Origin of the sequence: Lutimonas saemankumensis (genome assembly GCF_020171465.1) — a bacterium.
GTDB lineage: Bacteria > Bacteroidota > Bacteroidia > Flavobacteriales > Flavobacteriaceae > Lutimonas > Lutimonas saemankumensis.
On sequence record NZ_JAIUZR010000001.1, the window covers coordinates 179,636 to 205,519 of the forward strand.

At 38.2% G+C, this 25,884-nt stretch carries 19 protein-coding genes and 1 tRNA gene; 10 read left to right on the top strand and 10 right to left on the bottom strand.

Features of this window, described 5'->3' with window-relative positions:
• The first annotated feature begins 96 nt into the window (after positions 1-96).
• A complete protein-coding gene (locus LCM02_RS00770) occupies positions 97-1,467 on the top strand; it encodes a saccharopine dehydrogenase family protein (RefSeq protein WP_224926402.1) in 1,371 nt (456 codons plus the stop codon).
• A 26-nt stretch (positions 1,468-1,493) separates the two neighbouring features.
• On the opposite strand, the gene LCM02_RS00775 is transcribed toward LCM02_RS00770, so the two are convergent.
• The 3 genes from LCM02_RS00775 to LCM02_RS00785 all read right to left on the bottom strand — a co-directional run bounded on the left by LCM02_RS00775 (position 1,494) and on the right by LCM02_RS00785 (position 3,418).
• On the bottom strand, positions 1,494-2,153 hold the full coding sequence (locus LCM02_RS00775; RefSeq protein ID WP_224926403.1) for a tRNA1(Val) (adenine(37)-N6)-methyltransferase: 660 nt from the start codon (positions 2,151-2,153) through the stop codon (positions 1,494-1,496).
• A gap of 64 nt (positions 2,154-2,217) precedes the next feature.
• On the bottom strand, positions 2,218-2,745 hold the full coding sequence (gene rimM, locus LCM02_RS00780; protein ID WP_224926404.1) for a ribosome maturation factor RimM: 528 nt from the start codon (positions 2,743-2,745) through the stop codon (positions 2,218-2,220).
• An 85-nt stretch (positions 2,746-2,830) separates the two neighbouring features.
• The gene (locus tag LCM02_RS00785) at positions 2,831-3,418 is read right to left on the bottom strand and encodes a 30S ribosomal protein S16 (RefSeq protein WP_224926405.1); all 588 of its coding nucleotides are present in this window, start codon (positions 3,416-3,418) and stop codon (positions 2,831-2,833) included.
• 226 nt (positions 3,419-3,644) lie between these two features.
• Here LCM02_RS00785 and dnaE point away from each other — a divergent pair, with 226 nt between their 5' ends.
• Complete coding sequence (gene dnaE, locus LCM02_RS00790; RefSeq protein ID WP_224926406.1) at positions 3,645-7,961, top strand: DNA polymerase III subunit alpha; 4,317 nt, start codon at positions 3,645-3,647, stop codon at positions 7,959-7,961.
• Here the strand turns inward: dnaE and LCM02_RS00795 are convergent.
• Positions 7,958-9,046, bottom strand: a complete 1,089-nt coding sequence (locus LCM02_RS00795) for an aromatic ring-hydroxylating oxygenase subunit alpha (protein ID WP_224926407.1) — start codon at positions 9,044-9,046, stop codon at positions 7,958-7,960. The genes dnaE and LCM02_RS00795 overlap by 4 nt on opposite strands.
• A 73-nt stretch (positions 9,047-9,119) precedes the next feature.
• Here LCM02_RS00795 and LCM02_RS00800 point away from each other — a divergent pair, with 73 nt between their 5' ends.
• Positions 9,120-10,001 carry a dimethylarginine dimethylaminohydrolase family protein gene (locus LCM02_RS00800; protein ID WP_224926408.1) on the top strand — a complete coding sequence of 294 codons (882 nt, stop codon included), beginning with the start codon at positions 9,120-9,122 and terminating at the stop codon, positions 9,999-10,001.
• Between the two features lie 52 nt (positions 10,002-10,053).
• Positions 10,054-11,406 (top strand): UDP-N-acetylmuramate--L-alanine ligase, encoded by a 1,353-nt coding sequence (locus LCM02_RS00805; protein WP_224926409.1) that lies wholly within the window; start codon positions 10,054-10,056, stop codon positions 11,404-11,406.
• A gap of 1 nt (position 11,407) precedes the next feature.
• On the opposite strand, the gene era is transcribed toward LCM02_RS00805, so the two are convergent.
• From era to rho, 5 genes are all read right to left on the bottom strand, one after another.
• Positions 11,408-12,289 carry a GTPase Era gene (era, locus tag LCM02_RS00810; RefSeq protein WP_224926410.1) on the bottom strand — a complete coding sequence of 294 codons (882 nt, stop codon included), beginning with the start codon at positions 12,287-12,289 and terminating at the stop codon, positions 11,408-11,410.
• 71 nt (positions 12,290-12,360) lie between these two features.
• The gene (locus LCM02_RS00815) at positions 12,361-13,842 is read right to left on the bottom strand and encodes a Na+/H+ antiporter NhaC family protein (RefSeq protein ID WP_224926411.1); all 1,482 of its coding nucleotides are present in this window, start codon (positions 13,840-13,842) and stop codon (positions 12,361-12,363) included.
• 54 nt (positions 13,843-13,896) lie between these two features.
• Complete coding sequence (locus LCM02_RS00820) at positions 13,897-15,180, bottom strand: serine hydrolase domain-containing protein (RefSeq protein WP_224926412.1); 1,284 nt, start codon at positions 15,178-15,180, stop codon at positions 13,897-13,899.
• A 474-nt stretch (positions 15,181-15,654) separates the two neighbouring features.
• A tRNA-Met gene (locus LCM02_RS00825) sits at positions 15,655-15,727 on the bottom strand.
• Positions 15,728-15,871: 144 nt separating this feature from the next.
• Entirely contained in the window at positions 15,872-17,596 is a 1,725-nt protein-coding gene (rho, locus tag LCM02_RS00830) for a transcription termination factor Rho (protein ID WP_224926484.1), read from the bottom strand.
• Positions 17,597-17,808: 212 nt separating this feature from the next.
• Here rho and LCM02_RS00835 point away from each other — a divergent pair, with 212 nt between their 5' ends.
• From LCM02_RS00835 to LCM02_RS00850, 4 genes are all read left to right on the top strand, one after another.
• Positions 17,809-18,243, top strand: coding sequence for a DUF4293 domain-containing protein (locus LCM02_RS00835; RefSeq protein ID WP_224926413.1), 435 nt, complete (start codon positions 17,809-17,811; stop codon positions 18,241-18,243).
• Positions 18,244-19,797: 1,554 nt separating this feature from the next.
• Positions 19,798-20,205, top strand: coding sequence for a hypothetical protein (locus tag LCM02_RS00840; RefSeq protein WP_224926414.1), 408 nt, complete (start codon positions 19,798-19,800; stop codon positions 20,203-20,205).
• A gap of 116 nt (positions 20,206-20,321) precedes the next feature.
• On the top strand, positions 20,322-20,981 hold the full coding sequence (locus tag LCM02_RS00845) for a response regulator transcription factor (protein WP_224926415.1): 660 nt from the start codon (positions 20,322-20,324) through the stop codon (positions 20,979-20,981).
• Between the two features lie 28 nt (positions 20,982-21,009).
• Positions 21,010-22,800: a tetratricopeptide repeat-containing sensor histidine kinase gene (locus LCM02_RS00850; RefSeq protein WP_224926416.1), complete on the top strand. Its 1,791-nt coding sequence runs from the start codon at positions 21,010-21,012 to the stop codon at positions 22,798-22,800.
• On the opposite strand, the gene LCM02_RS00855 is transcribed toward LCM02_RS00850, so the two are convergent.
• The gene (locus LCM02_RS00855; protein ID WP_224926417.1) at positions 22,801-23,295 is read right to left on the bottom strand and encodes a metallophosphoesterase family protein; all 495 of its coding nucleotides are present in this window, start codon (positions 23,293-23,295) and stop codon (positions 22,801-22,803) included.
• 51 nt (positions 23,296-23,346) lie between these two features.
• On the opposite strand from LCM02_RS00855, the gene truA reads away from it, so the two are divergent.
• Together truA and LCM02_RS00865 are read left to right on the top strand one after the other, a co-directional pair.
• Positions 23,347-24,102: a tRNA pseudouridine(38-40) synthase TruA gene (gene truA, locus LCM02_RS00860; RefSeq protein ID WP_224926418.1), complete on the top strand. Its 756-nt coding sequence runs from the start codon at positions 23,347-23,349 to the stop codon at positions 24,100-24,102.
• Between the two features lie 5 nt (positions 24,103-24,107).
• Positions 24,108-25,880: an ABC transporter ATP-binding protein gene (locus LCM02_RS00865; RefSeq protein ID WP_224926419.1), complete on the top strand. Its 1,773-nt coding sequence runs from the start codon at positions 24,108-24,110 to the stop codon at positions 25,878-25,880.
• Positions 25,881-25,884 lie beyond the last annotated feature (4 nt).

The window sequence follows — 25,884 nt, forward strand, 5'->3', positions numbered from 1 at the left end:
CAAGGAAATAAAAGTAATCATACCGGTTTTTTTTGTTCTATTCTAAGTTCTAATTCTTTTCATTTTAATTACATTTGGAGAAACAAGAATTGAACTATGAGACGAATTTTAATTGTTGGTGCAGGCAGGTCTTCTTCTGCATTGGTAAGGTATCTTTTGGAAAAATCAGAACAGGAGAAACTAAGTGTCATTATTGCCGATGTTTCAATTGAAAATGCTAAAAAACTTGTAGGCGGGCATAAGAACGGCAAGATCGTTAATCTGGATATTTTTAATGTTGAAAGAAGAAAGGAGATCATTCAGGAATCAGATATCGTCATATCCATGCTTCCGGCCCGGTTTCATCTGGAAGTGGCCAAAGATTGTCTCGAGTTTGGAAAAAACCTTGTAACAGCTTCTTATATTTCTGAAGAATTGAAGGCTATGAATGATGAGGTTTTGGAAAAGGGCCTTATTTTTATGAATGAAATTGGACTGGACCCTGGAATTGATCATATGAGTGCCATGCAGGTGATCGATCGGATCAAAGAAAAAGGAGGTAAGATGATACTTTTTGAATCCTTTACAGGTGGTCTGGTAGCTCCGGAGAGCGATGATAATCTTTGGAACTATAAATTTACCTGGAACCCAAGAAATGTAGTTGTGGCGGGTCAAGGAGGTATAGCAAAATTCATCCAGGAGGGTAAGTACAAATACATTCCTTATCACAAACTATTCAGAAGGACAGAATTTCTTTCCATTGAGGGTTTTGGTAAATTCGAGGCACTGGCCAACAGAGATTCATTGAATTACAGAGAAATTTACGGATTGCAGGATGCCCTGACCCTTTATCGGGGAACGATAAGAAGAGTTGGTTTTTCAAGGGCATGGAATATTTTTGTTCAATTGGGAATGACAGACGATAGTTATGTTATGGAAGGTTCGGAGAACATGAGTTATCGAGAATTTACCAATTCATTTCTGCCTTATAAGCCCCATGATTCGGTTGAGCTAAAGTTGAGACATTATCTCAAAATTGATCAGGACGATGTGATCTGGGAAAAATTACTTGAAATTGATATTTTCAATCCGGATAAAATTGTAGGGCTCAAAAATGCCACTCCTGCGCAGATACTGCAGAAAATACTTATGGATTCCTGGACCCTGAGCGAGGAAGATAAGGACATGATCGTTATGTATCACAAGTTTGGATTTGAACTTAATGGTGTTAAAAGGCAGATTGAGTCCAACATGGTGGTCCTTGGAGAAGACCAGACTTATACCGCAATGGCCAAAACAGTAGGGTTACCGGTTGCCATGGCAACACTGGATATTTTAAACGGGAAAATAAAGAATCCAGGTGTACAGCTTCCTATTGCCAAAGAGGTTTATGATCCCATATTGGAAGAACTCAAAGATTACGGAATCACTTTCAATGAAAAGGAGGTTGAATATCTCGGGTATAACCCGCACAATCTGGGTGCCTAATACCGATTTTACCTTAATTTCCGGATTTACATTTCGAGGTAAAAATCTTTAACGAGCCTCTTATAGTCTTCCGTGTATTGATGCCGTTCAACTTCAATGGTCAACTCATTGATCTCTCCGCTTTTCAATTGTTTTGAGAATTGGATAAGGCTCCTTTTTAAAGGGCTTTGATGATTTCCCCGCACTCGTGTAATACGAATCGGATTCAATTGAAAATTCTCGGCAGTTTTTATGAACCCCGCTTCTTCTTTAAAAGGTATTACAAAAGCGCATTCACCATTACTTTGCAATAATTTAGATGTTGATTCCAGCAGGATCTGAAAATTTAGCTCATCAGTATGTCTGGCCAGGGCTCTTTTTGGATCAAGTTCTTTAAATGTATCCGTATAATAAGGAGGATTACATAGTATAAGATCATAGAGATCGTCAATTTCCTCAACAAAATTCTGCAGTGAAGCGTGATAGCAAAAAAGTCGATCAGCCCAGGGGCTATCCTCGAAATTTTCAACGGCTTGTTCATAAGCATCATCTTCTATTTCCAGGGCATCGATAAGTTCGGCGTCACTTCTTTGGGCCATTTGCATGGCGAGCAGGCCCGTGCCGGTTCCAATATCCAGGATGGATTGGCAACTTTCAGGGATATTGACCCAGGCGCCTAAAAGGACCCCATCCGTACCTATTTTCATAGCACATTTATCCTGTTTTATACTGAACTGTTTAAAATGGAATGGTTTATTCGACATACTGAAGTTACGAACGGTTCATATCAATTAGTCCCTCCGGAGTACTGATAAGAACCTTTTTGTTTTTTCTGTCAATTTTTTTGATAAAGTCATCTACCATAGGAATCAGGATTTCTTCTTCCTCGTTTTTAACCACAAATAAAAGTTGCGCCGAAGCGTCATTGACAGAGTCGATAATTCCTATTTTTCCGTAGGATACATCTTCCATGACAAATCCCTCAACCTCGTGAAAATAAAACTGATTTCCTTTAAGTTCAGGAAGAAGGTCCAGGGGGAGGTAAACATCTCTTTTCAAGAGGTATTCTGCTTCATCTTCCGTATGGATGTCTTCAAATCGAATACGGATATGATTTCCTTTTTGAACAAGGCTTTTTTCTATAAAGTAGGGGACAAGGGTTTTACCCATATCAACAAAAACAGCATTCAGATTTTCATAGATCTCGGGTTCATCTGTATCGAGCCTCAAGATCAACTCTCCTTTGAAACTGTACTTTTTTACAATCTTTCCAAGATAAAAACAATCTTCTTTTTTCATATCCGATTCTTGATCGATTCAAAAATAAAACAAAAAAACCTGATAAATCAATATCAGGTTTTCTTATAAGTATTATGATAAAGCCTTATTTTTCCTCTTCTTTTGCCTGCTCAGCAACTTCGTCGATTGTTTTAGGTCCTTCATCTTCTACAGCCTCTTCAGCCTTAGCAGCTGCTTCTGCCGCGGCTTTTGCATCAGCTTCAGCCTTGATAGCCTCATTTTCAGCCTCTTCTGCTGCTGCTTTTCGGCTTTCATTTATTTCTTTTTCTGCTGAAAGTTTTTTCGCTTTTTCATCTTCTTTTGCTTTAGCGATCTTTCCTTCTTTTTCAGAAACTTTTGAAGCTTTCTCCTCCAACCAAGCCTGAAATTTTGCTTCGGCCTGTTCTTCTGTCAAAGCTCCTTTTTTCACGCCACCCGCAAGGTGATTTTTCAACAATGCTCCCTTGTATGACAAGATTGCTCTGGCAGTGTCTGTAGGTTGAGCCCCATTCTGAAGCCATTTAACAGCACCATCAATATCCAAATCGATTGTTGCAGGGTTTGTGTTCGGGTTGTAAGTCCCCAGCTTTTCCAAAGACCTTCCATCTCTTTTTGAGCGAGCATCTGCTGCTACGATCCAATAAAATGGTTTTCCTTTTCTTCCGTGTCTTTGAAGTCTGATTTTTACTGACATAATTGTTTAAATTTTTAGGTACTCGACCTAGGTTATTAATAGATATAATTCCACTTTCTCAAAAGTAGGGCGCAAAAATACTAAATTTTATTGATTCCCAGTCAAAAATTAGCAGATAGTTGAATTCTATACTTGATGTTGATAACTATTCCTTTTATCCGTTGTAACTAAAAAGATGAAATAGCTATTTTTATCACTTTGAAATTCTTCTAAAAGAGCAGGCCATATGTATCTTATTTTCGACACTGAAACCACTGGTTTACCAAAGAATTGGAATGCCCCTGTAACTGATGTGGACAACTGGCCAAGGTGTGTTCAGATAGCCTGGCAGTTACATGATGCAATGGGAAATATGATATCTCATGAAGATTACCTTATTATTCCTCAGAATTACAAGATACCCTATGATGCTGAGCAGATTCATGGGATCTCAACGGATCTTGCTATGCAAAACGGAAAACCGCTGAAGGAAGTTCTGGAATTGTTTAACCTGGCACTGTCTAAAACTAAATTTGTCATTGGTCAGAATTTGAATTTTGACCTGAATATCATGGGCTGTGAGTTTTACAGGCTGGGTGTAGAGACGAATCTGAATTCCATCCCAGTTCTTGATACCTGCACTGAGAAAACGGCCCTTTTATGTGAGATACCCGGAGGTAGATATGGAAAATTTAAACTACCCACCCTGACGGAACTCCATGAAAAACTTTTTAACGAACCATTTCAGGAGGCGCATAATGCCACGGCTGATGTGGAAGCAACCACCCGATGTTTTCTCGAATTAATCAGAGGAGGTCACTTTACAGAAGCAGAACTAGGAGTTGAAAGTTCTTATTTCAGGGATTTTGCAGATCATAATTCAGAGGCTTTTAAGCCGGCAGGCCTTAGACATCAGAATTTAAAAAAGGAAAGTGAAAAACTCAGGAAGGCTGCTGCAAAATCAACTACAACAGATAAAATCAGTGATCAGCATATCGAAGCCCTGAAAGAAGCCAGGTTTTCACATCTTCATAATCACTCTCAGTACTCGATTCTGCAATCCACCTCAAACATAGGAGAGCTGGTAAAGGCAGCTGCCGACAATGACATGCCAGCCGTTGCCCTAACCGATACCGGGAATATGATGGGTGCTTTTGTATTTGTCAAAACGGTTCTGAATCACAACAAGAATGCTGAAAAACCAATTGTTCCAATTATAGGATGTGAATTCAATGTATGCGAAAACCATAAGGATAAATCGCATAAAGACAACGGATACCAGGTCGTCCTGCTCGCCAAAAATAAGAAGGGATACCACAATATGGCTAAATTAGCTTCAGCTGCTTTTATTGACGGATTCTACTATGTCCCAAGAATTGACAAGAATCTGATTCAACAGTTTAAAGAAGATATCATTGTATTGAGTGGAGGGATCAATGGAGAAATCCCAAATAAAATTCTGAACATTGGTGAACATCAGGCAGAAGAGGCCCTACTTTGGTGGAAAAAGGAGTTTGGTCAGGATTTCTATTTGGAGATCAGCGATCACCAGCAGGAGAATGAAAAACACATTAACGAAGTACTGATCGAATTCTCCAGGAAGCATGGAGTGAAGCTCGTTGCAACGAATAATACGTTTTATTTGAATAAATCGGATTCAATGGCACATGATATCCTGTTATGTGTTAAGGACGGAGAAAAAATTGCAACCCCAAAGGGAAGGGGCAGAGGATTTAGGTATGGCCTGCCGAATGATGACTACTATTTCAAGACTCAGGATGAAATGAAGGCTTTGTTTCGACATGTCCCGGAAGCTATTATCAATATTCAGGAAATTGTCGATAAGATTGAAACCTTTGAACTCGCAAGGGACGTTCTTTTACCAAAATTTGATATGCCGGAACAATTCTATGATCCAATGGATGAGGAAGACGGTGGTAAAAGAGGAGAGAATGCTTACCTGAGATACCTTACCTATGAAGGGGCAAAAATGAGGTATCAGGATCTGACGGAAGTAATAAAGGAGAGGCTCGACTTTGAACTGATGATTATTGAAAAAACCGGTTACCCCGGATACTTTCTGATTGTTGAGGATTTTATCAAAGAAGCTCGTAATATGGGAGTTTCTGTTGGTCCCGGAAGGGGTTCCGCGGCTGGATCTGCAGTAGCCTATTGTTTGGGGATTACAAATATCGACCCGATAAAATACGATCTTCTGTTTGAGCGTTTTCTAAATCCGGACAGGGTTTCGCTTCCGGATATCGATATTGATTTTGACGATGAAGGAAGGCAACGCGTGATTGATTACGTGATTAATAAATACGGAGCGAATCAGGTGGCCCAGATCATTACTTATGGTACCATGGCTGCTAAATCATCTATTCGGGATACGGCGAGGGTACTTGATTTACCGCTTCCTGACGCAGACCGAATAGCAAAATTGATTCCCGGTCTTAAGCTCAACAATATTTTTGGAACTGATGAAAAGAGTATTTCAAAGGTTAAGGGACTTAGAAGTGAAGAAAAGGCTAATGTGGATGAACTGGTTTCTATGGCCAGCGGAAATGGAATCGAAGCGGAAACCATCAATCAGGCCAGAATGCTTGAAGGATCAGTCAGAAATACCGGAACCCATGCCTGCGGAGTAATCATAACTCCTGAAGATATAACAAATTTGATCCCTGTGGCAACAGCTAAAGGGACCGATATGTACGTAACACAGTTTGATAACGGGGTAGTTGAAGATGCAGGATTGTTGAAGATGGACTTTCTGGGTTTAAAAACCCTGACCCTGATCAAAGACACGGTAAAAATTGTGAAAGCCTTACACGGAATCGATCTGGTTCCTGATGACTTCCCACTTGATGACAAAAAGACCTATGAGCTCTTTCAGAGAGGAGAAACCATAGGGATTTTTCAGTATGAATCTCCCGGTATGCAAAAGCATATGAAATCCCTCAAGCCAACGGAATTTGCCGACCTGATAGCTATGAACGCGCTTTACCGTCCCGGACCCATGGAATATATTCCATCTTTTATTGACAGGAAACATGGAAGGGAAGAGATCAAGTATGATCTTCCGGATATGGAGGAGTATCTCAAAGAAACCTATGGCATTACGGTATACCAGGAGCAGGTGATGCTGCTGTCTCAAAAACTCGCTGATTTTACCAAAGGCCAGGCTGATATGCTGCGTAAGGCGATGGGTAAAAAGATATTCGCTCTGCTTGAAAAACTGAAACCACTTTTTATTGACGGAGGTAAGAAGAACAATCATCCCGAAGAGGTTTTGGAGAAAATATGGAAAGACTGGGAGGCTTTTGCTGCCTATGCTTTTAACAAATCTCACTCTACCTGCTATGCCTTCATTGCCTACCAAACTGCCTATTTAAAGGCACATTATCCTGCGGAGTACATGGCCTCGGTATTGAGTAACAACATGAACGACATCAAGCAGGTGTCTTTCTTTATGGAGGAATGTAAGAGGGCAGGAATTGAGGTGCTTGGGCCTGATATCAATGAATCTTACTATAAATTTTCCGTGAACAGGCAAGGTGCGGTTCGGTTTGGGATGGGAGCCATACGCGGAGTAGGAGAAGGGGCTGTTCGGGCCATTGTTGATGAAAGAAAGGAAAACGGAAATTTCCGATCAATTTTTGACGTGACAAAGAGAGTCGATCTAAGAGCTGCAAACAAAAAAGCCTTTGACGGACTGGTGCTCGCGGGAGCATTTGATTCCTTTCAGACAGCGAACAGGTCACAGTATTTTGCATTGGATGAGAAGGGTATCACATTTATAGAGAAGGCAATAAGGTATGGAAACAAGTATCAGGAAAGTAAGAATTCGGCTCAGGTGTCATTATTTGGAGAAGCTTCTGAGGTTCAGTTTGAAGAGCCTGTAATTCCTCCATGTGAACCCTGGAACGTTATGGAGAAACTTTCCAAGGAGAAAGAAATGATCGGTATTTATATCTCTGGGCACCCGTTGGATGACTTTAAAACAGAGATCCAGTATTTTTGCAATGCCGGGGTGGAAGCTTTGCAAAAGATCAATGAACTTGAGGGCAAAGAACTGTCTTTTGCCGGCATCATTACTGATGTACAGCACAGGGTGAGCAAGAATGGAAAACCCTGGGGGCTTTTCACTTTTGAAGACTACACCGATGCGCACGAATTTAGACTTTTCAACGAGGATTATTTGAAGTTCAGACATTTTCTGATACCCAATACATTTTTATACCTAAAGACAGTTATGCGAAGGGCCTGGCAAAACGGTGACGTACGGGTTCAGATCACTGCAATTCAACAGTTGCAGGATGTTCTGGCCAAAATGGCCAAGAAGATCACTTTAAATGTTCCCATTGAAAATATTTCTGAATCAAATATTGAAAGGTTTGATGCCGTTTTTAAAAAGCATCAGGGAAGCCAGCATTTAAATTTTATGATCATTGATCAAAAGGAAAAGCTCAAGCTAAACATGCCCAGCAGAAGTTCAAAAATAAATATTACGAAGGAACTGATTGATGAGCTCAACGAAAATGAATGGAGTTTTAAATTAAACTAAAGATTCATAAAATCTGCGAGTAACCTGTGAAAATGATGAACCCCTTTTTCCTTTGAGGGTGAAAATCTTCCGGCTTTGTAAAAAGAAGAAAGCATACCCTGTTGAACATTTTCAACAACGAATTCATCTTCTCTTTCAACTTTATCTAAATCCTGACCCGCACCTTTTTCCAATTTTTCAGGATCATAAACATAGCTGATAAAAGAAACTTTTGTTCTTTCCCGGGTTAATGGCTTTACAACATTAATAGAAAGCCCCCAGGGGTAAAAGTTGAACATCATATTAGGAAACACCCAATAGTAATAAGCCGCTACATTTTTTCCGTAGTCGATATGATCTTTAGGCAGTTCAAAGACGTCACTGGCATCATCGGCATATCCAATTTGAAGATTACAATATTTATAAATCTCCGTTGAATAGCTTCCGTAGTCCAGAACCTGATTTAAACCTTCATGGACAAAAGGAACATGAAATCCTTCCAGGTAATTATCGCAATAGAGTGCCCAGTGCGCCTGAACCAGATAATCTCGTGAAAGTGAATTGTCTAATTTGAATTCATTGATCGGTAAAAAACCAATTCTTTCTTTCATTGTGTAAATCACTTCTTTGAAATCAAATGCGGGATTCAGTCCTGTAAATAACAGAGGTCCCCACTTAACCAATGGAAATTCCCGGAGATGATCACATTCTCTTGGGAAGTTTTCAGCATCTTTAAATTCCGGCATATATTCAAACCTGCCTTTCAGATCAAAACGACGCCCATGGTACATACAGGTGAGTTTTTTTTGTTTTCCGCTTCCTAATACAACCAGATTTGCTCTGTGGGTACATACATTTGTCATACAATGAAGCTGATCCTCTTCATCTCTTGTCAGAACAAGAGGCTCGGTCATGAACTTATCAAGGAATACAAACGGATGAACTGATTTAGCTATTCCAGCAAGTTTTTCATCACCGACAAACTGCCATGATTTTAAGAAGATCTTTTCTTTCATGTTTTCAAAGACTTTCTCCTCTTGATAAAAACTCGATGGAAGGGTGCTCGCTTTTTTAATATCCGGATCTACAAAGAAATGATTACTCATTATGGCGCTACTTTAATTTATTGTATCATTGTTCTAATGTAGTAATTAAAATAATAATTCAGCTTTTTGAGCAATGAAAAAAACTTCACATACCGAATACCTTGATCTTGAATCTGTTCTTATTAAATCTGCTGATTTAGCGTTTCTGTCTCAGGAGAAAATAGATGAGGAATGGAAAGGTCTCAATTATCTCGAAAAGCCCGACTTTGAATCAGCAAAAAAGGAATACAGAAATTTTGAGAAAATCTTCATTGAGAAAGAAATCAAAGTTTTTCACTTAACTAAAAAAAACGAGTTAAGCTTGGATTCCATATACTGCAGGGACGCCTCAATAGCCACAGATTTTGGTATGATTTTATGCAGGATGGGAAAGGCCGAACGCCAGGGAGAGCCTATAGCGCAAAAAGATTATTTTTTGAAACAAGGAATCGATGTATTAGGTTCCATAGAAGCTCCCGGAACTCTTGAAGGTGGAGATGTTGCATGGCTGGACAGGAATACACTCGCAGTGGGTCATACTTATAGAACCAACAAGTCGGGTATTGAGCAGTTAAAATCGATGCTTGAGCCTCATGGAGTGGAGATTATGGTTGTTGAATTACCCCATTATAAGGGGCCCAGTGACGTTTTTCATCTCATGTCAATTTTTAGCCCGGTTGCGGAAAAACTGGCCGTAGTCTATTCACCGCTGATGCCCATTTATTTTAGAAATGAATTGCTGGCAAGAGGATATGAGCTTGTTGAGGTTCCTGATGAGGAATTTGATTCCATGGGTTGTAATGTTCTGTCAATTGGGCCGAAACAGTGTATTGTGGTTGAAGGAAATCCGGTTACGGAACAAAGGCTTAGAAAAAGGGGATGTGAATTATATCTCTATAAAGGAGAGCATATAAGTGTCATGGGAGGAGGCGGTCCAACCTGTTTGACCCGACCCTTAAAAAGAACCCTTAAATAGTGAAATTCTTCATACTATAAATTTGTATTTTTACCCCTGTTAAAATCTTATAATGAACATACATTTTATTTCAATTGGAGGCAGTGCCATGCATAACCTTGCCTTGGCACTTCATGATAAAGGAGATTTAATTTCTGGAAGTGACGACGCAATTTTTGAACCGTCTAAATCAAGATTGGAATCTAAGGGCCTGTTACCAGATGCCATGGGATGGTTCCCTGAAAAAATACATGAGGGACTGGATGCCATAATTTTGGGAATGCACGCCAAGGCGGATAATCCTGAATTGATAAAAGCCCAGGAATTAGGGATTCCTATTTTTTCTTATCCGGAATACCTGTATGAGCACTCCAAGAACAAAACCAGGGTTGTCATTGGTGGTTCTCATGGAAAAACAACCATTACCTCAATGATTCTTCATGTTTTGAAGTATCACAATATCGAGGTGGATTATATGGTGGGTGCACAGCTTGAAGGATTTGACAGAATGGTTCATTTGACCAACGAGAATGAAGTTATTGTTCTGGAAGGGGATGAATACCTGTCATCTCCCATAGACCTTCGTCCAAAGTTTCATTTGTATAAGGCCAATATTGCATTGATAAGTGGAATTGCCTGGGACCATATCAACGTTTTTCCCACCTATGAAAACTACGTGGATCAGTTCCGTATTTTTACTGATACGATGGTTAAAGGAGGGATTATGGTTTACAACGAAGAGGATAGAGATGTTAAAAAGGTCGTTGAGGAATCCTCAAATCAAATTAAACGATATCCCTATAAAACCCCGGATTACACCGTTGAGGGCGGGGCGACAATTCTTGAAACCGAAGAAGGAGAAATTCCTCTCGAGATCTTTGGAAAACACAATTTACAGAACCTGGAAGGGGCACGAGGAATCTGTTTTCATCTTGGGGTGAGTGAAGAAGACTTTTATGAGGCTATTGCGGACTTTAAAGGAGCCAGCAAAAGGCTGGAAAAAATAGGGGAAAACCGTGAAACAGTAATTTTCAAGGATTTTGCCCATTCTCCGTCCAAGGTCGAGGCAACCACGAATGCTGTAAAAGAACAGTATCCCAACAGGACTGTATTGGCCTGTCTTGAATTACATACCTATAGCTCTTTGAATGAGGAGTTTTTGAAAGAGTACCGGGGAAGCCTTAAAAAGGCAGATCAGGCTGTTGTTTTCTACTCGCCGCATGCGGTTAAGATCAAAAGATTAAAAGAAGTTAGCGAGGAACAGATCTCAAAAGCGTTTCAAAGGGATGATCTGATCATTTATACGGAACCAAAGGCCTTTAAGGACTTTTTGTTTTCAAAAAACCTTGAGAATACAGCGCTTCTTTTAATGAGTAGCGGGAATTACGGAGGATTGGAATTTGATGAGGTAAAAGACTTGCTTTAAGTTATTCTTTATAGCCAAAGCGTTTTAACTGACTACTCCTGCTTCGCCAGTTTTTATTTACTTTAACATAGAGATCAAGAAAAATTTTCTTTCCAAAGAATTTTTCCAGATCCTTACGGGCTTCCATTCCTACTTTTTTTAGGGCAGATCCTTTATGCCCAATGATTATACCTTTCTGAGTGTCTCGTTCAACCATGATCACAGATCTGATTTTAATAATCCTGGCTTCTTCTTTAAATTCTTCGGTTTCAATTTCAACCGAATAGGGAATTTCTTTTTTAAAGTGCATCAGGATTTTTTCCCGAATCGTCTCATTTACAAAAAATCGTTCCGGTTTGTCTGTTAACTGGTCTTTTGGATAAAACGGAGGAGATTCAGGGAGAAGTTCAACAATTCGATTCATGATCGTATCGATGTTGAATTTTTCAAGAGCGGAAAGAGGGTGTATCTCCGCAGTGGGCAACTTTTCTTTCCAGTACGCTACTTGTTCTTCCAAATCTTCCTGAGTCGATTGGTCTATCTTGTTCAATAGCAGTAAAACAGGAATTTTAAGACCTTGAATCTTTTGAAAAAAAGCTTCATTTTTGAGCCCTTTTTCACCTGTTTCAACCATATACAGAATAATGTCAGCATCTTCAAAAGCTGTTTTTACAAAGTCCATCATGGACTCCTGCAGTTCATAGGCCGGATTGATGATACCAGGAGTATCAGAAAAGACTACCTGATAATGCTTATCATTAACGATTCCAAGAATCCTGTGCCTTGTAGTCTGGGCCTTTGAGGTTATGATCGAAAGCCTTTCCCCAACCAGGGCGTTCATCAAGGTTGATTTACCTACATTGGGGTTCCCTATGATATTTACAAATCCTGCTTTATGCTTCATGACGCTTGAATTGAACTGCAAAGTTAAGCTTTTAAGGCTCTAAAGACGATAAAATATATTTATACCTTAAGTTAAATAAGTGAGAATCCAAGGATCAGATACAATACAGTGGTTATCAATCCACCGATTAACGCATAGGGCAATTGAGTTCTTACATGATCAATATGGTCTGAAGCGGAGGCCATAGAAGAAATTATACTTGTATCTGAGATTGGAGAACAATGATCGCCAAAAATTCCTCCACCCAGGGTAGCAGCAATAACAAGGGTCAACTCGGCACCATGAACGTTGGCCATAGGGATGGAAATTGCCAGCATGATGGCAAAGGTTCCCCAGGAGGTTCCTGTAGAGAAAGCGATAAATGAGCTGATAACAAAAACAAGAGCAGGCAGAAATTGAGGTGATAGCCATTCTTTGGACCAGTTGGCAACAAACTGGCCCGTTCCTAAAGCGTTACAGGCATCTCCAATTGCAAAAGCAAGGAGCATTAATAGGGCCAATGGCATCAGTTCGCTTATACCCTTTAAGGTTAGGTCAACCATCTCTTTTAATTTCATGATTCCCTGAGACCTGTAGAGTAACATAGCCACGATAATCGAAGTTATTACCGCATAAAGAACTGAAGACGAACCTGACCCGTTTCCAATTGCTTTCGTTACATGATCCCAGAAGCCAATCGAACTTTCAACCTTGGACCATCCCGTATAAGCAAGATTCACAGGCATCATGATCACCATGGTCAGTAATGGAACAACCATGTTATACGATTTAGCCTTTATTCCTTTCTTGGGTTCGTAAGACGTGATAACATCAGAAATCATTGGTTTTGAACCTTCATCCATCAACATTCCTGTTTCTTTTGTTCTTTTTTCAGCCTTTCGCATGGGGCCGATGTCTCTTTTGGTAACGATCACGATAAACAATATAACCAGGGCCAGTATTGGATAAAAGTTAAAAGCAATTGAAGACAGCATCACCCGGAAAGGGTTTTCGATATTCTGGGTCAATAACAGGCCCATGATAAATGCACCCCAGGCGTTAAAAGGAATGAGTATCGAGGTTGGCGAGGAACTTGAATCTGCAATATATGCCAGCTTTTCCCTTGGAATTTTTAACTTGTCAAAAACGGGCCGGTATAAGGTCCCTACGGTAAGCGAACTGATACTGGTTTCAACAAATAAAACCACGCCGGTGATCATGGCTAGCAGTTGGATCATGATTCTGCTGTATCCGCTATGTTTATTCTCAAAATACTGGATTAATTTATTCAGTTGATTTACAAAACCTTCAACACCCCTTGAATATTGGATAAATAATAAAAGGGCTCCCACCAAGGCACTAAATATGATGGTTCTTGTATTACCTTCTGATTTGAATACATTTACCAGGCCTTCAATTGTGGCAAGGGTTCCTTTCAGAAAGTTCCAGTCATTGATGATCAGCCATGAAAACCAGATTCCAAAAACCAGAGCAATATATACTTGTTTGGTTCGAAGGGCTAAAATAATGGCAATTACAGGAGGTAAAACAGACAAGAAACCGTAGTCATCCATAAGAAAAAATTAGATTACGGTAAATATATGAATTCTCATATTAGATCGAGTCTTTTATTTTTTTAGAAATGGATTTACTGCCTTGAACAGATCCTCTTCAACCTGGTAAAATGAGGTCTCTTGACCATATTCATATTTTAATTTGCTTCCGTTAGTTATAAAAACAATTCCGCTTCGGGTCTTGGAGTCAAAATACATGTCACTCAATAGTCCATAAGCGATGCCTGGATGCCCGGACATGTTTCTGTCTTCAAATATAATATCAGATTCAGGCTTATTGGTGATATGATGAATTCCTAAGCCGAAGGATAAATAGAAATGCCCCCAGGTATCTCCGTTTTCGCCATCGAATTCCCAATGATTACCGAGCATCGTATCTACTGACTCTTTCTTTAATATTTGCCTTCCATTTGATTCTCCTTCATTAAGGAACATCTGAATTAATTCTGCCAGGTCAAGGGCGGAGGCCCTGAGGTTGCCCTGTGGTCCGTTCAAAAATCCGTTTGTACCTAGCTGATAACCGTCGTATAACCGCTTTGATGGTTTAAGCCCTTGATAGTCGTCAACCTGTGGCGACCAATTCCCATCCTCGAAACGATAAAGCACCGCCAAGTTATTAATATTCTCCAAGTGAGCCGGATCAAAATCGGCTTTTATCCCCATCGGTTTAAAAATGTGTTCCCTGCAATACGCATCAAAACTCAGGTTACTTACCAATTCGATAACAGAGGCTACAATGCCCCAGCTCGCGTTCGTATAACTAAAATATGTCCCCGGAGCATTCTTTGAATAGAGATCCTCCGTAAAATAGGCCCCGTCTTTGGCGAATAATGTTTCGATTGCTAACTGATCACTGATCATTTTTCGTGAAAAGTTATAATACCCCTTCCCATCCGCTATGCTACTCGTATGGTTTAGTATTTGATATAGTGTTATTGGTATTTCAGGAAAATATGGATTCCGCAATTGCCAGCCCAGATAATCACTAACATCCCTGTGCAAATCAACCAGTCCTCTGTCCACCAGTTGCATCAAAGCAATGGCTGTTACTGTTTTGGAAATTGATGCCACGCGAAACATGGTATTTGAATTCACCTTGGTACCATGGTTCAGATTTGCCAAACCAAAACTTTTATTCCATTGCAGTTTACCCTCGTCTATAAGAACCACTGACATACCCATTAATTCATTCTTCTTAAATACCGCTTCCAGGGATTCATTTATATCCGGTTCCTTTTTTGCGGGCCTGAATACTGTCGGTGCAGAGCCCTCTTTACATGATAAAACAACAAAAAAGATGTTTACAAGAACTAAAGATACTTTTAAGCTACCCTTCATGATTTGTTCATAATTAAGGTTGAATAATGATTCTAAATTTAATTCCCGGTTCTACAAAGTTTTTTTGAAACAGGATTGTAAATATAAACAGAACTTAATGGAATTTGAAAGACTTGAATTTACGATGCCAAACCATAAGTTTGAACAGGCAGTTTAACGACCATCACCGGGGAAGCTTTGGAAACAAAACCACTTGCCGGGCGCCAATACTATTTTTGTTTCTCAAAATTCTTAAATGCGGGCATTGCGAATTTTTTGCAACAAAAAAACCTTCCAGTTTCCTGAAAGGTTTTCCTAGTAGCGGGAGCTGGATTGCCTCGCATGCCCGGCGGACCTAAATGGAGTGCTTTACAAAGAAAACCATCACGAATCGCTCCGCGCTTCCTGTGGTTTTTTATTTTCTGCACATTCGAGAAGCGAACTTCTCATGTTCCGAAATAAAAAAACCAGCTGAACTTCAGCTGGTCTTCTTTGTAGCGGGAGCTGGACTCGAACCAGCGACCTTTGGGTTATGAGCCCAACGAGCTACCTACTGCTCTATCCCGCGATGTGGGTGCAAATATACAACTTATTTATAGATATAAACAAAGGAAAAAGCATAAAAAAAGTCAGATATTTTTGATATCTGACTTTCAATTATTTATCTGAATAATTCAAAGATTCTCAATTTCGGGCCATATGAAATCAGCACCTAGCCGTTCATTGACATTAAGAATTCCTCGTTATTATTGGTAAATTTAATTTTGTCTTTTACGAATTCCATGGCCTCGATTGGGTTCATGTCAGCCAGGTACTTTCTGAGAACCCAGATTCTTTGTCTTACCTTCTCTTCATGAAGAAGATCATCTCTACGGGTACTGGACTTAACAAGATCTATGGCAGGGTAGATTCTTCTGTTTGAAATATTGCGATCCAATTGCAGTTCCATGTTACCGGTTCCTTTAAATTCCTCAAAGATAACTTCATCCATTTTAGATCCTGTTTCTGTCAGGGCAGTTGCAATAATTGACAGGGATCCCCCATTTTCAATATTACGAGCCGCACCAAAAAATCTTTTGGGCTTGTGAAGTGCATTAGCGTCGATACCACCGGAAAGGATTTTTCCAGAAGCAGGTGCAACAGTATTGTATGCTCTTGCAAGTCTGGTTATAGAATCCAGGAGTATAACCACGTCATGTCCACACTCAACCAATCTTTTGGCCTTTTCCAAAACGATGTTCGCCACTCTTACATGTTTCTCGGCAGATTCATCAAAAGTTGAGGCAATAACCTCTCCTGTTACATTACGTTGCATGTCTGTTACTTCCTCTGGACGTTCGTCTATCAAAAGAACAATCTGATATACTTCCGGGTGATTCGCAGAAATGGCATTGGCGATATCTTTCAATAATATGGTCTTACCAGTTTTGGGTTGTGCAACAAGCATTCCACGCTGTCCTTTTCCTATAGGTGAAAATAAATCTATGATGCGAGTTGATAGATTGCTTCCCTTTTCAGCTAAATTAAATTTTTCTTCAGGGAAAAGAGGAGTTAAGTGCTCAAACGATACTCTGTCCCTGACTATACTCGGATTTAAACCGTTAATAAGACTGACGCGAATTAGTGGAAAATATTTTTCACCTTCTTTAGGAGGCCTGACTTTTCCCTTTACCGTATCTCCTGTTTTAAGTCCAAAAAGCTTAATCTGAGACTGAGACACATAAATGTCATCAGGAGATGAAAGGTAGTTGTAGTCTGAAGACCTCAAAAACCCGTATCCATCCGGCATGATTTCCAGCACACCTTCACTTTCAATGATTCCGTCAAATTCAAAATCAGGATCTCTGTATTTACCAGGCTTGTTACTCTCATTGCCACGTTGTTTATGGCCTTGATTACCACGATTATCTTTTCTCTGATCCTTCTGTGGATTTTTCTGATCTTTCTGATCCTTTTGCTGTGGCTGATGTTGTTTTCGCTGATCCTTTTGCTGAGCGTGATGTTGTTTTCTCTGATCTTTCTGCTGAGTGCGGTCAGTGGTTACCGATTGTTGCTCAGGATTCTGTGCAGAACCATTTTCTTTTTTGATTTGAGGTGTAACTTCAGATTTTGGATGCTTTGTCTGTTTCACATCTCTTTTATCCATGTCTTTTTTTGAGGGAACGTCATTTTTTGATACAGTATCCGCAGGAGCCTTTTCAGATGCCGCCTCCTTTTTTGAAATTCTTTTTCTCTTCGGTTTGTTTACCGGAGAAGTATTTTCCTTAATCGGTGCGGTCTTTTCCTTCATCTGCTTTGGATTTGCAGCCTGCATATCCAGTATCTGATAAACCAAATCAAGTTTTTTAAGCTGACGAAATTTTGGAACATCAATTTTCTGAGCAATTTCCTGCAACTCCAAAAGTTTCATCTCTTTGAGTTTGTCTATGTCAAACATCATAAATAGTAAATGTTAATTAATGATATAAATTCTCTGGAGAGAATCATCTGATTAAATGATTATTATGTTTTGATAATATAATAGGGTATCGTAAAAGAAGAAAACTTACAATAAGTTTCGATTTGATGTGACAATATTACAAAATAAAATTAATATAGAAAGTGTATTCTTAAAAAGATTAATGTAAATTTGCGCCTCATTTGAAGTCTATGTTGCAAAGAATACAAACGGTTTACTTGCTTCTGGCGGTCCTTCTCTCGGGAGGTCTGGCTTTTTTTCTTCCTTTTTGGAATGAAAGTGTTGGTGTACCGGTTAAACTTGCTGACATGTTGAATGGCGAAGACAATTTATTGAGAATAGTTCCGTTCCTGTTTATGGTTTCGGGAATTTTATCATTAGTGACACTTTTTTTATTTAAGAACAGAACCAGACAAATCATTTACAATAGGTTAAATATTGTAATCAACTTTTTATTGTTAGGAATTGTTGTTTACCATCTGCTAATGTTATCTGGAGAAGCAAATGTTTCTGAGAAGGGTATTGGTGCAATCATACCTTTAGTTGTAATAGTTTTATTGGCTCTTGCCAACAAAGCCATTATTAAGGATGATAAACTTGTAAAATCTGTAGATCGTTTACGATAATACTAATAACTTAGTTATAGTGTGTATAAGCTGTCTGTATGAATATTCAGACAGCTTTTTTTCATTTTATTTTTCTCTAACGGTTTTCAGGTAATTTTCAAAATCCCAAGTTCCTCTATTGTGTGAAACGTTAACTGCCCATATATTTGTAGTGTAATTATTCAAGTAATAGTTGCTGTTATGAAAAAACAGCCTTTGAAAAAAGGCATAAGGGGGGAAAGGAGAGAAGATCACTTTCGCTGAAAAGAAAAAAGGACTTCTCTCCTTAATTTAACTCCGGGAATAAATTGCTATGAATTCCAAAATTGACATTTTGAAAAATTAATATTCTCGAACTGGGAAGGTAATAAGAACATATTCTTATATATCAAATATTTTGCATTAGATGTAAATAAAAAAAAGGGGAGAAAGGAGAGAAGTGAAGCGCCATGATTCTTTCATTAAAAAAACAAATTGCTTCTCTCCTTACTATTTTTCAAAAAGTGGGAAAATTGCTAAAAATTCCAAAATTGACATACTGACATCAAATTTCTCAGAGAAATGGATTATAAAGATCAAACTTTATAAAAAATTACTCCTTATGACTAAGGAGAAGAAGACAGGGGAGAAAGGAGAGAAGTGAAGCAAATTGTTCTCTAATACTAAGACTAAAATAAAATAGCTTCTCTCCTTACTATTTTTTTCTGTTCAATAAATGGACCATTTCAGCGAGGCAAGGATCGGATTTTAATCAGATCGATAAAAAAGTACTCCTTATTTGCATAGGGAGAAGAAGAGAGGGGAGAAAGGAGAGAAGTGAAGCATATTGTTTTCTAACACTAATAACAAATACAAATAGCTTCTCTCCTTACTATTTTTAACATAGAGATTTTCTCATCGATTCAAAAAAAGATTTAAAAGTGAAAAAGTTGTAAAATATACTCCTGTAACAAGAATACCAGGAGAGTAAGACAGGGGAGAAAGGAGAGAAGTGAAGCAAATTGTTTTCTAATACTAAGACTAAAATAAAATAGCTTCTCTCCTTACTATTTTTCAAAAAAAAATACTCAAATCTTGGGAACTTGAGTATTTCTTAAGAAGATAAAGAATATCTTCTTTTAAAAGGGGAAAAAGGAAAGGGAGTTAGGAGAGAAGTGAAACAAGCTTTCTAATAAACAAATAACCTCTCTCCTTACTATAAATATTTCAACTATTGAAATTAAATCCAATTCTAACGAATATGCAAGATAGAAAAAGAAAATTAAATTATCAAATAAAGTCTACAGAATAAGTAGGTGTTAAAATCATAAACAGTATAAAATCAACAACTTACATTATTAATTTAAAGCATTAAAATGGTATAAACTTCAGAAAAAAAACATAATAGTAAATTTTTTATATCTTTCGAAACACCAAATTAGTGGTTTCTGGGTATAAACCTCATGGTTTTCAGGTAGTACAAAAAATACCTGATTTCGCTATTGGTTTGTAACTCATTTGCCGATACATTTGGTGTATTAGCTTGTTATAGCTGATAAAAACATACATACAGAACAAATCTAAAAGTTTATTATTATGAAAAATTTTACTATTGCAATTGCCGTATTGTTGGTTATGGCTTCTTTTACTACCAACTTAACTAACTCATCTTCAGCGGTTTTGTCAGATTACGAAGGAACTTTATTGGAATCTGCGCCGATTATGGAGAACAATGATGGAGAAGTTTCAGTAACATTTACAGTTGATCAAAATGTTATGGTTTCATCTGCTTTAATTGGTGCTTCTAATGAAATCTTTTTAGTGGAAAATGGTGATTCGAACTCATCGAAAACCGTGACTCTTGATCTTCAGCCAGTTGATGGCAAGGTAACCACAGCGTTTAACAACATTTATGAAGACAACTATGATGTTGCAGCTATGGACGCTTTGTTGAACAGAACTGAGCCTGAAAGAAGACCTAAAGGTGTCATTATCTGGGAGTAAGACTCAAGATACAATATTTAGTGAATTTAAACGTTTGTTAAATAAACTAGGAGAAGATCCGGAAAATTAGTTTTTTTCGGATTTTTTTTAGCCTGTGTTTTAAACAAATGTATCATATGGATAAGATTATTACTGTACATATTGCCGATGATCATCAAATTTTGATTGATGGTGTGAAAGCCGTTCTAGGACTTGAGCCAAATATTGAAGTCACAGGCTTCTCATTAAATGGCAAAGAGGTTGTTTCATGGTATGAAGAAAATAATTCTGACGTGCTTGTTTTGGATATTAATATGCCGGAACTAGACGGGATTGAAGTCCTTAAACATTTGAGGCAGAACAAAAACAAACCTGAAATCATTGTTCTTTCCAGTTATGACGACGTAAAACTTGTAAAAGAAGTTTTACAGATGGGAGCAAAGGGCTTTGTGCCAAAAAAGTCGGCTGGTGAACACATTGTCAATGCGGTTAGAAAAGTTTCCGAAGGGAATCAGTATTTTACAGATGATATCAAGGAAAAAATGATGCAGACCTTGCTCACGGGCCAGGTCAAAAATGAGGGAAGCCAGGATGGGGTTCTGATAAGCTCATTAACTAAAAGAGAAGTACAGGTTTTAAAACTTGTGGCCCAACAGTACAGTACGCGAGAAATTGGCGATGAACTGCATATAAGTGAAAGTACTGTTGAAACACATAGAAAGAATCTAATGAAAAAGGTCAAGGTCAAAAATAGTGTTGGACTTGCTATATTTGCCTTAAAGAATGAGGTCATATAACTTTATTTTGAGTCTTTTAAGAGGCTTGATGAAAAACTTTTTGCCAATTGCAATACTTTTGATTGGTGGTGAGCTCTATTCTCAAAATTCTTCAAAAGAGGAAATCTATATTCAGGAAAAACTTGCGCAAATTGACTCACTTATCAAAATAGGAGAGTTTGAAAAGGCGGATTACACCATTGAGAATACGCTAAATACCTTTTCCTTCGCAAAGAATTCAGAAAAACAACTCGCTTTTGAATTTAGGAAGGCCAAAAACTATTACCAGCAGGGGATAAGCGAAAAGGCCATGGAAATCTTGTTAAATGGTTTAGACCGATTAAAAGGAAGGACCTTTTCAAGTTTAAATATTGATTATTCGAATTTGCTGGCAAGGATCTTTGCTGATTCTCAGAATTTTGATAAGGCTATATATTACAACAAAATTTCCTTGCAGAAGGCAAACTTAATTAAAGATACTATTGGTATAACCAAAGCGCTAATCAGGCTCGGAAGTTTTTATTATGCAAAAAATGAGCAGGATAGTGCCAAACATTTCTTTAGAAAGGTGACCTACTTCCCAGTCACTCCGAAAACTGAAATAAGAATATCAAATGCTTACAATAATCTTGGTGTTATTGCCCAGAATAATGATAATTTGCCTTTGGCAAAACATTGGGCAAGAGAAGCACTTAAGTTGAAAATGAAACAGAACAGTGTCGTTGATATTGCATCGGCCAATGTTAATCTTGGAAACCTTCATCATTTTGAAAAGGAATATGAAAAAGCGATCAATAGATATTTGGAAGCATTCAACAACATTGAACTGGATACAACGACTCGTGTACTGCATTTGAAACGAATTATTTATGAAAATCTTTCCGTGTCCTATGATTCTATTGATGATTATCAAAATGCGTATAAATATTTACATAAATCCTATGAACTGAAGTTCAGGCTTACCAATGAACAATTAGCTGAAAATATTGCTGGTGTTGAGGCTAAGTACAATCTGGCTTTGGAAGAGAAGAGAACGGAAGAAGAAAAAGGTAGAGCTCTAAGAGCTCAGGTACTCTTTTACGGAATGGCCTTTTTGACCTTGATTCTTGTTGTTATTGCCTTTATTTTTTACAAGAATTATAAATTGAAACAGCAGACTAAGCTTGATCAGATCCACAGTAACCTACAGACCAGAATAATTAATGCAACGATTGATGCGAAAGAGAAAGAACGTAAATCTATTGCGGAAATTCTCCATGACAGCGTAAGTGCCTTATTGTCTTCAGCAAATCTGCACCTCCAGGCTTCAAAGTCACAGTTGAACTCACATGTTCCGATAGAGATTTCAAAAGCTCAGGAAATTGTAAATGAAGCTTCAATCAAGATAAGAGATCTTTCACATGAGCTGATTTCATCAGTATTGCTCAAATTCGGACTGGCTTTTGCAGTACATGACCTTTGCGAAAAATACTCCAATTCAGAAATTCAGTTTATTAGTGATGATAATGGCATCAAAAGATATAATCAGGATTTTGAGATCAAAATATACAACATCATTGAAGAGTTGATCAATAATATTTTAAAGCATAGTAAAGCAAAGAATGCCACAATCAATCTTATCGAAAGAAATGGAGATAAATTGATAATACAGATTATTGATGACGGAAAAGGATTTGACGTCAAGAAAGCGGTCAAAAAGGATGGACTTGGCTTAAATCATATTGAAGCAAGAATTAAGATAATGAAAGGAGTTTTCAATATAAATTCAAAAGAAGGAGAAGGAACCAGTATTTTTATTTCTGTTCCTATTTTCCAGACTGAACCGGTGGAAGCCGTTTAATTATCGCTTCATTTCTATTATCTCCAGATTTTTTATCTCACTTTTTTCAATTTCAAAGCGCAATAGGGTTCTCACTTTATGAAGCCCATGTTTACCCGCTGCTCCCGGGTTCAAATGAAGGAGCCTAAGTTTTTTATCATACTGTACCTTTAGAATATGCGAATGCCCGCTGATAAAAATTTTAGGGGGATTTTTATAAATAGTTTCTTTTATTCTCGGACTGTATCTATTAGGATATCCACCTATATGGGTTATCCATACGCTTAGGCCCTCTATTTTAAATCTGTTGTCGAGTGGAAAAGTTGCTCTGATTTCTTTATCGTCAATATTTCCGTAGACTGCTCTTACCGGACAGATTTCCTGAATCTTATCTGTAACAGCCAGCTTTCCTATATCCCCTGCATGCCACACTTCATCAACTTCTTTACAATAATTCAAAATTTTTTCATCTATGTAACCATGTGTATCGGAAAGAAGTAAGATTTTCTGGCCCAAAAGCGTATTGATTTTATTAATTATCTTTGTCAGGCGTAAAATTAACAGTTTTTGAGATACTTTATTGAACTTTCTTATCACGGCAAAAACTATCATGGGTGGCAGATTCAGCCTAATGAAATTTCGGTTCAGGAAGTTATTGAAAAAGCTCTGTCCACATTATTGGGATCCGAAATAACGGTGATGGGATGTGGTCGTACGGATACCGGTGTGCACGCGGAACAATTCTATCTGCATTTCGATTTTGACGGAATTTTAGATAAAGATAAGTTAAAATATAAGTTGAATTCTTTTTTGCCAAAGGATATTGCTATTTTTCAGATCTTAAAGGTAAATCCAGAAGCTCATGCCAGATTTGACGCTGTTTCAAGGAGTTACACCTACAGGATCAGTCTAAATAAAAATGTCTTTACATCAGAATTGTCCATGAATTTGAATTTTCCTGATCTGAATGTGGCAAAAATGAATAAGGCATCAATGATCTTAATGGATCATACTGATTTTAAGTGTTTTTCAAGGACTAAAACTGATGTTAAAACCTATGAATGCACCATCACTGAGGCATTTTGGGAACAAAAAGGGGATGATTTGAATTTTTATATTAGTGCAAATCGTTTTTTAAGAAATATGGTAAGAGCTATTGTAGGAACCTTACTCGAAATAGGAAAAGGTAAAATGACCTTAAAGGAATTTAAAGAGGTAATTGAATCAAGAGACAGGTCGAGGGCAGGTGCCTCTGCCAAAGCAAAGGGTTTGTTTTTGACAAGTGTTAAGTATCCTGAAAGTGTATTTTTACGTGAATTGTGAAGAAAATGGAGGAAAATAAAAAAGTAATCGGAAAGGTATACGACGTGAAGCTTTTTACAAGGCTGATGGGCTATGCGAGAAGTTACAGGCTGCAGTTTGCGATCTCCGTAATGGCCGTACTTTCTGTGGCTTTATTTGCTGCCGTAAGACCGGTACTTTTGAAAACTATTATTGATGATTTCATTTTCTCAAAAAATGAAGAACAACTTGTTGTTTACATAGGTTTAATGGTACTTGTTCTTTGTTTTGAAGTCATATTCCAGTTTTTGTTTATTTACTTCGCCAATTGGTTGGGTCAGAGTATCATAAAGGATATGAGGGTGCAACTTTTTGAGCATCTTTTACGTTTCAAAATGAAGTATTTCAATACCTCAGCCGTTGGAAAATTAGTAACGCGAGTCGTATCAGATATTGAAACTATTGCAAGTGTATTCGGACAAGGACTTTTTATGATCATATCTGACCTTCTCAAGATGCTCGTAGTAGCTTTGGTAATGCTTTACATGAACTGGAAGCTGGCCCTGATTGTATTTGCCATCTTACCGTTGCTGATTTTTGCGACAAAGATATTTCAAAAAGCTATGAAGTCAGCTTTTCAGGAAGTAAGGACTGAAGTCGCCAATTTGAATAGTTTTGTTCAGGAGCGGATCACAGGTATGCGGATTATACAGTTATTTTCAAGGGAGAAGATAGAATATGAAAAATTTAGAAGTATTAATGAAAAGCATAAAAGAGCCTGGATCAGGACGGTTTGGTATAATTCGATTTTTTTCCCGGTCGCAGAGATCCTTCCCTCCATAGCCATTGGCCTGGTAGTTTGGTATGGAGGCTTGAACGCAGCTACCAACAGTTCTGTTACAGCTGGCGAGATCATCAGTTTTATTATGATGAATAACATGTTGTTCCGACCCTTGAGACAGATCGCCGATAAGTTCAATACCCTTCAAATGGGAATGGTGGCTGCAGAACGAGTATTTAAAATTGTTGATGCGGAGGAGACTGAACTGGACAAGGGAGAGATCATGGTTGAGAATTTTAAAGGAAAGGTAAGTTTTGATAATGTGCATTTTAGCTATGTTCCCGGTGAGGAAGTGATCAAGGGAATTTCATTTGATGTAAAACCCGGGGAAACGGTAGCCATCGTTGGAGCAACAGGGGCGGGTAAGTCGACGATTATTAACTTATTGAATCGTTTTTACGAAATCGATACGGGATCTATAAAGATTGATGACGTAAAACTTTCTGATTATAACCTGCATGCACTCAGGGCCCAGATTGCGGTAGTATTACAGGACGTATTTTTATTTTCTGACAGTATCTTCAACAATATAACTTTGAGAGACGATTCTATAAGTCGTGAAGCAGTAGAAGCTTCTGCGAAAATTATTGGGATTCATGATTTTATTATGTCCCTTCCGGGAGGATATGATTATAATGTTAAGGAAAGAGGTGTTATGCTTTCTGTGGGCCAAAGGCAATTAATAGCGTTCCTAAGAGCCTCGGTTAGTAAACCGGGTATTTTGATTCTTGATGAGGCCACCTCTTCGATTGACGCTCATTCAGAGAAGCTTATTCAGGATGCTACTGAAAAAATCACCAAAAACAGAACTTCGATCATTATTGCACACAGGCTGGCAACGATCCAGAAGGCCGATAAGATCATTGTTATGGATCAGGGAAAAATTGTTGAACAGGGAACTCATACTGAGCTTCTGGAAAAGAAAGGGTATTACAGTAATTTGTACAATATCCAGTTTGCGCAGAAAAAAGCAAGCTAATCAG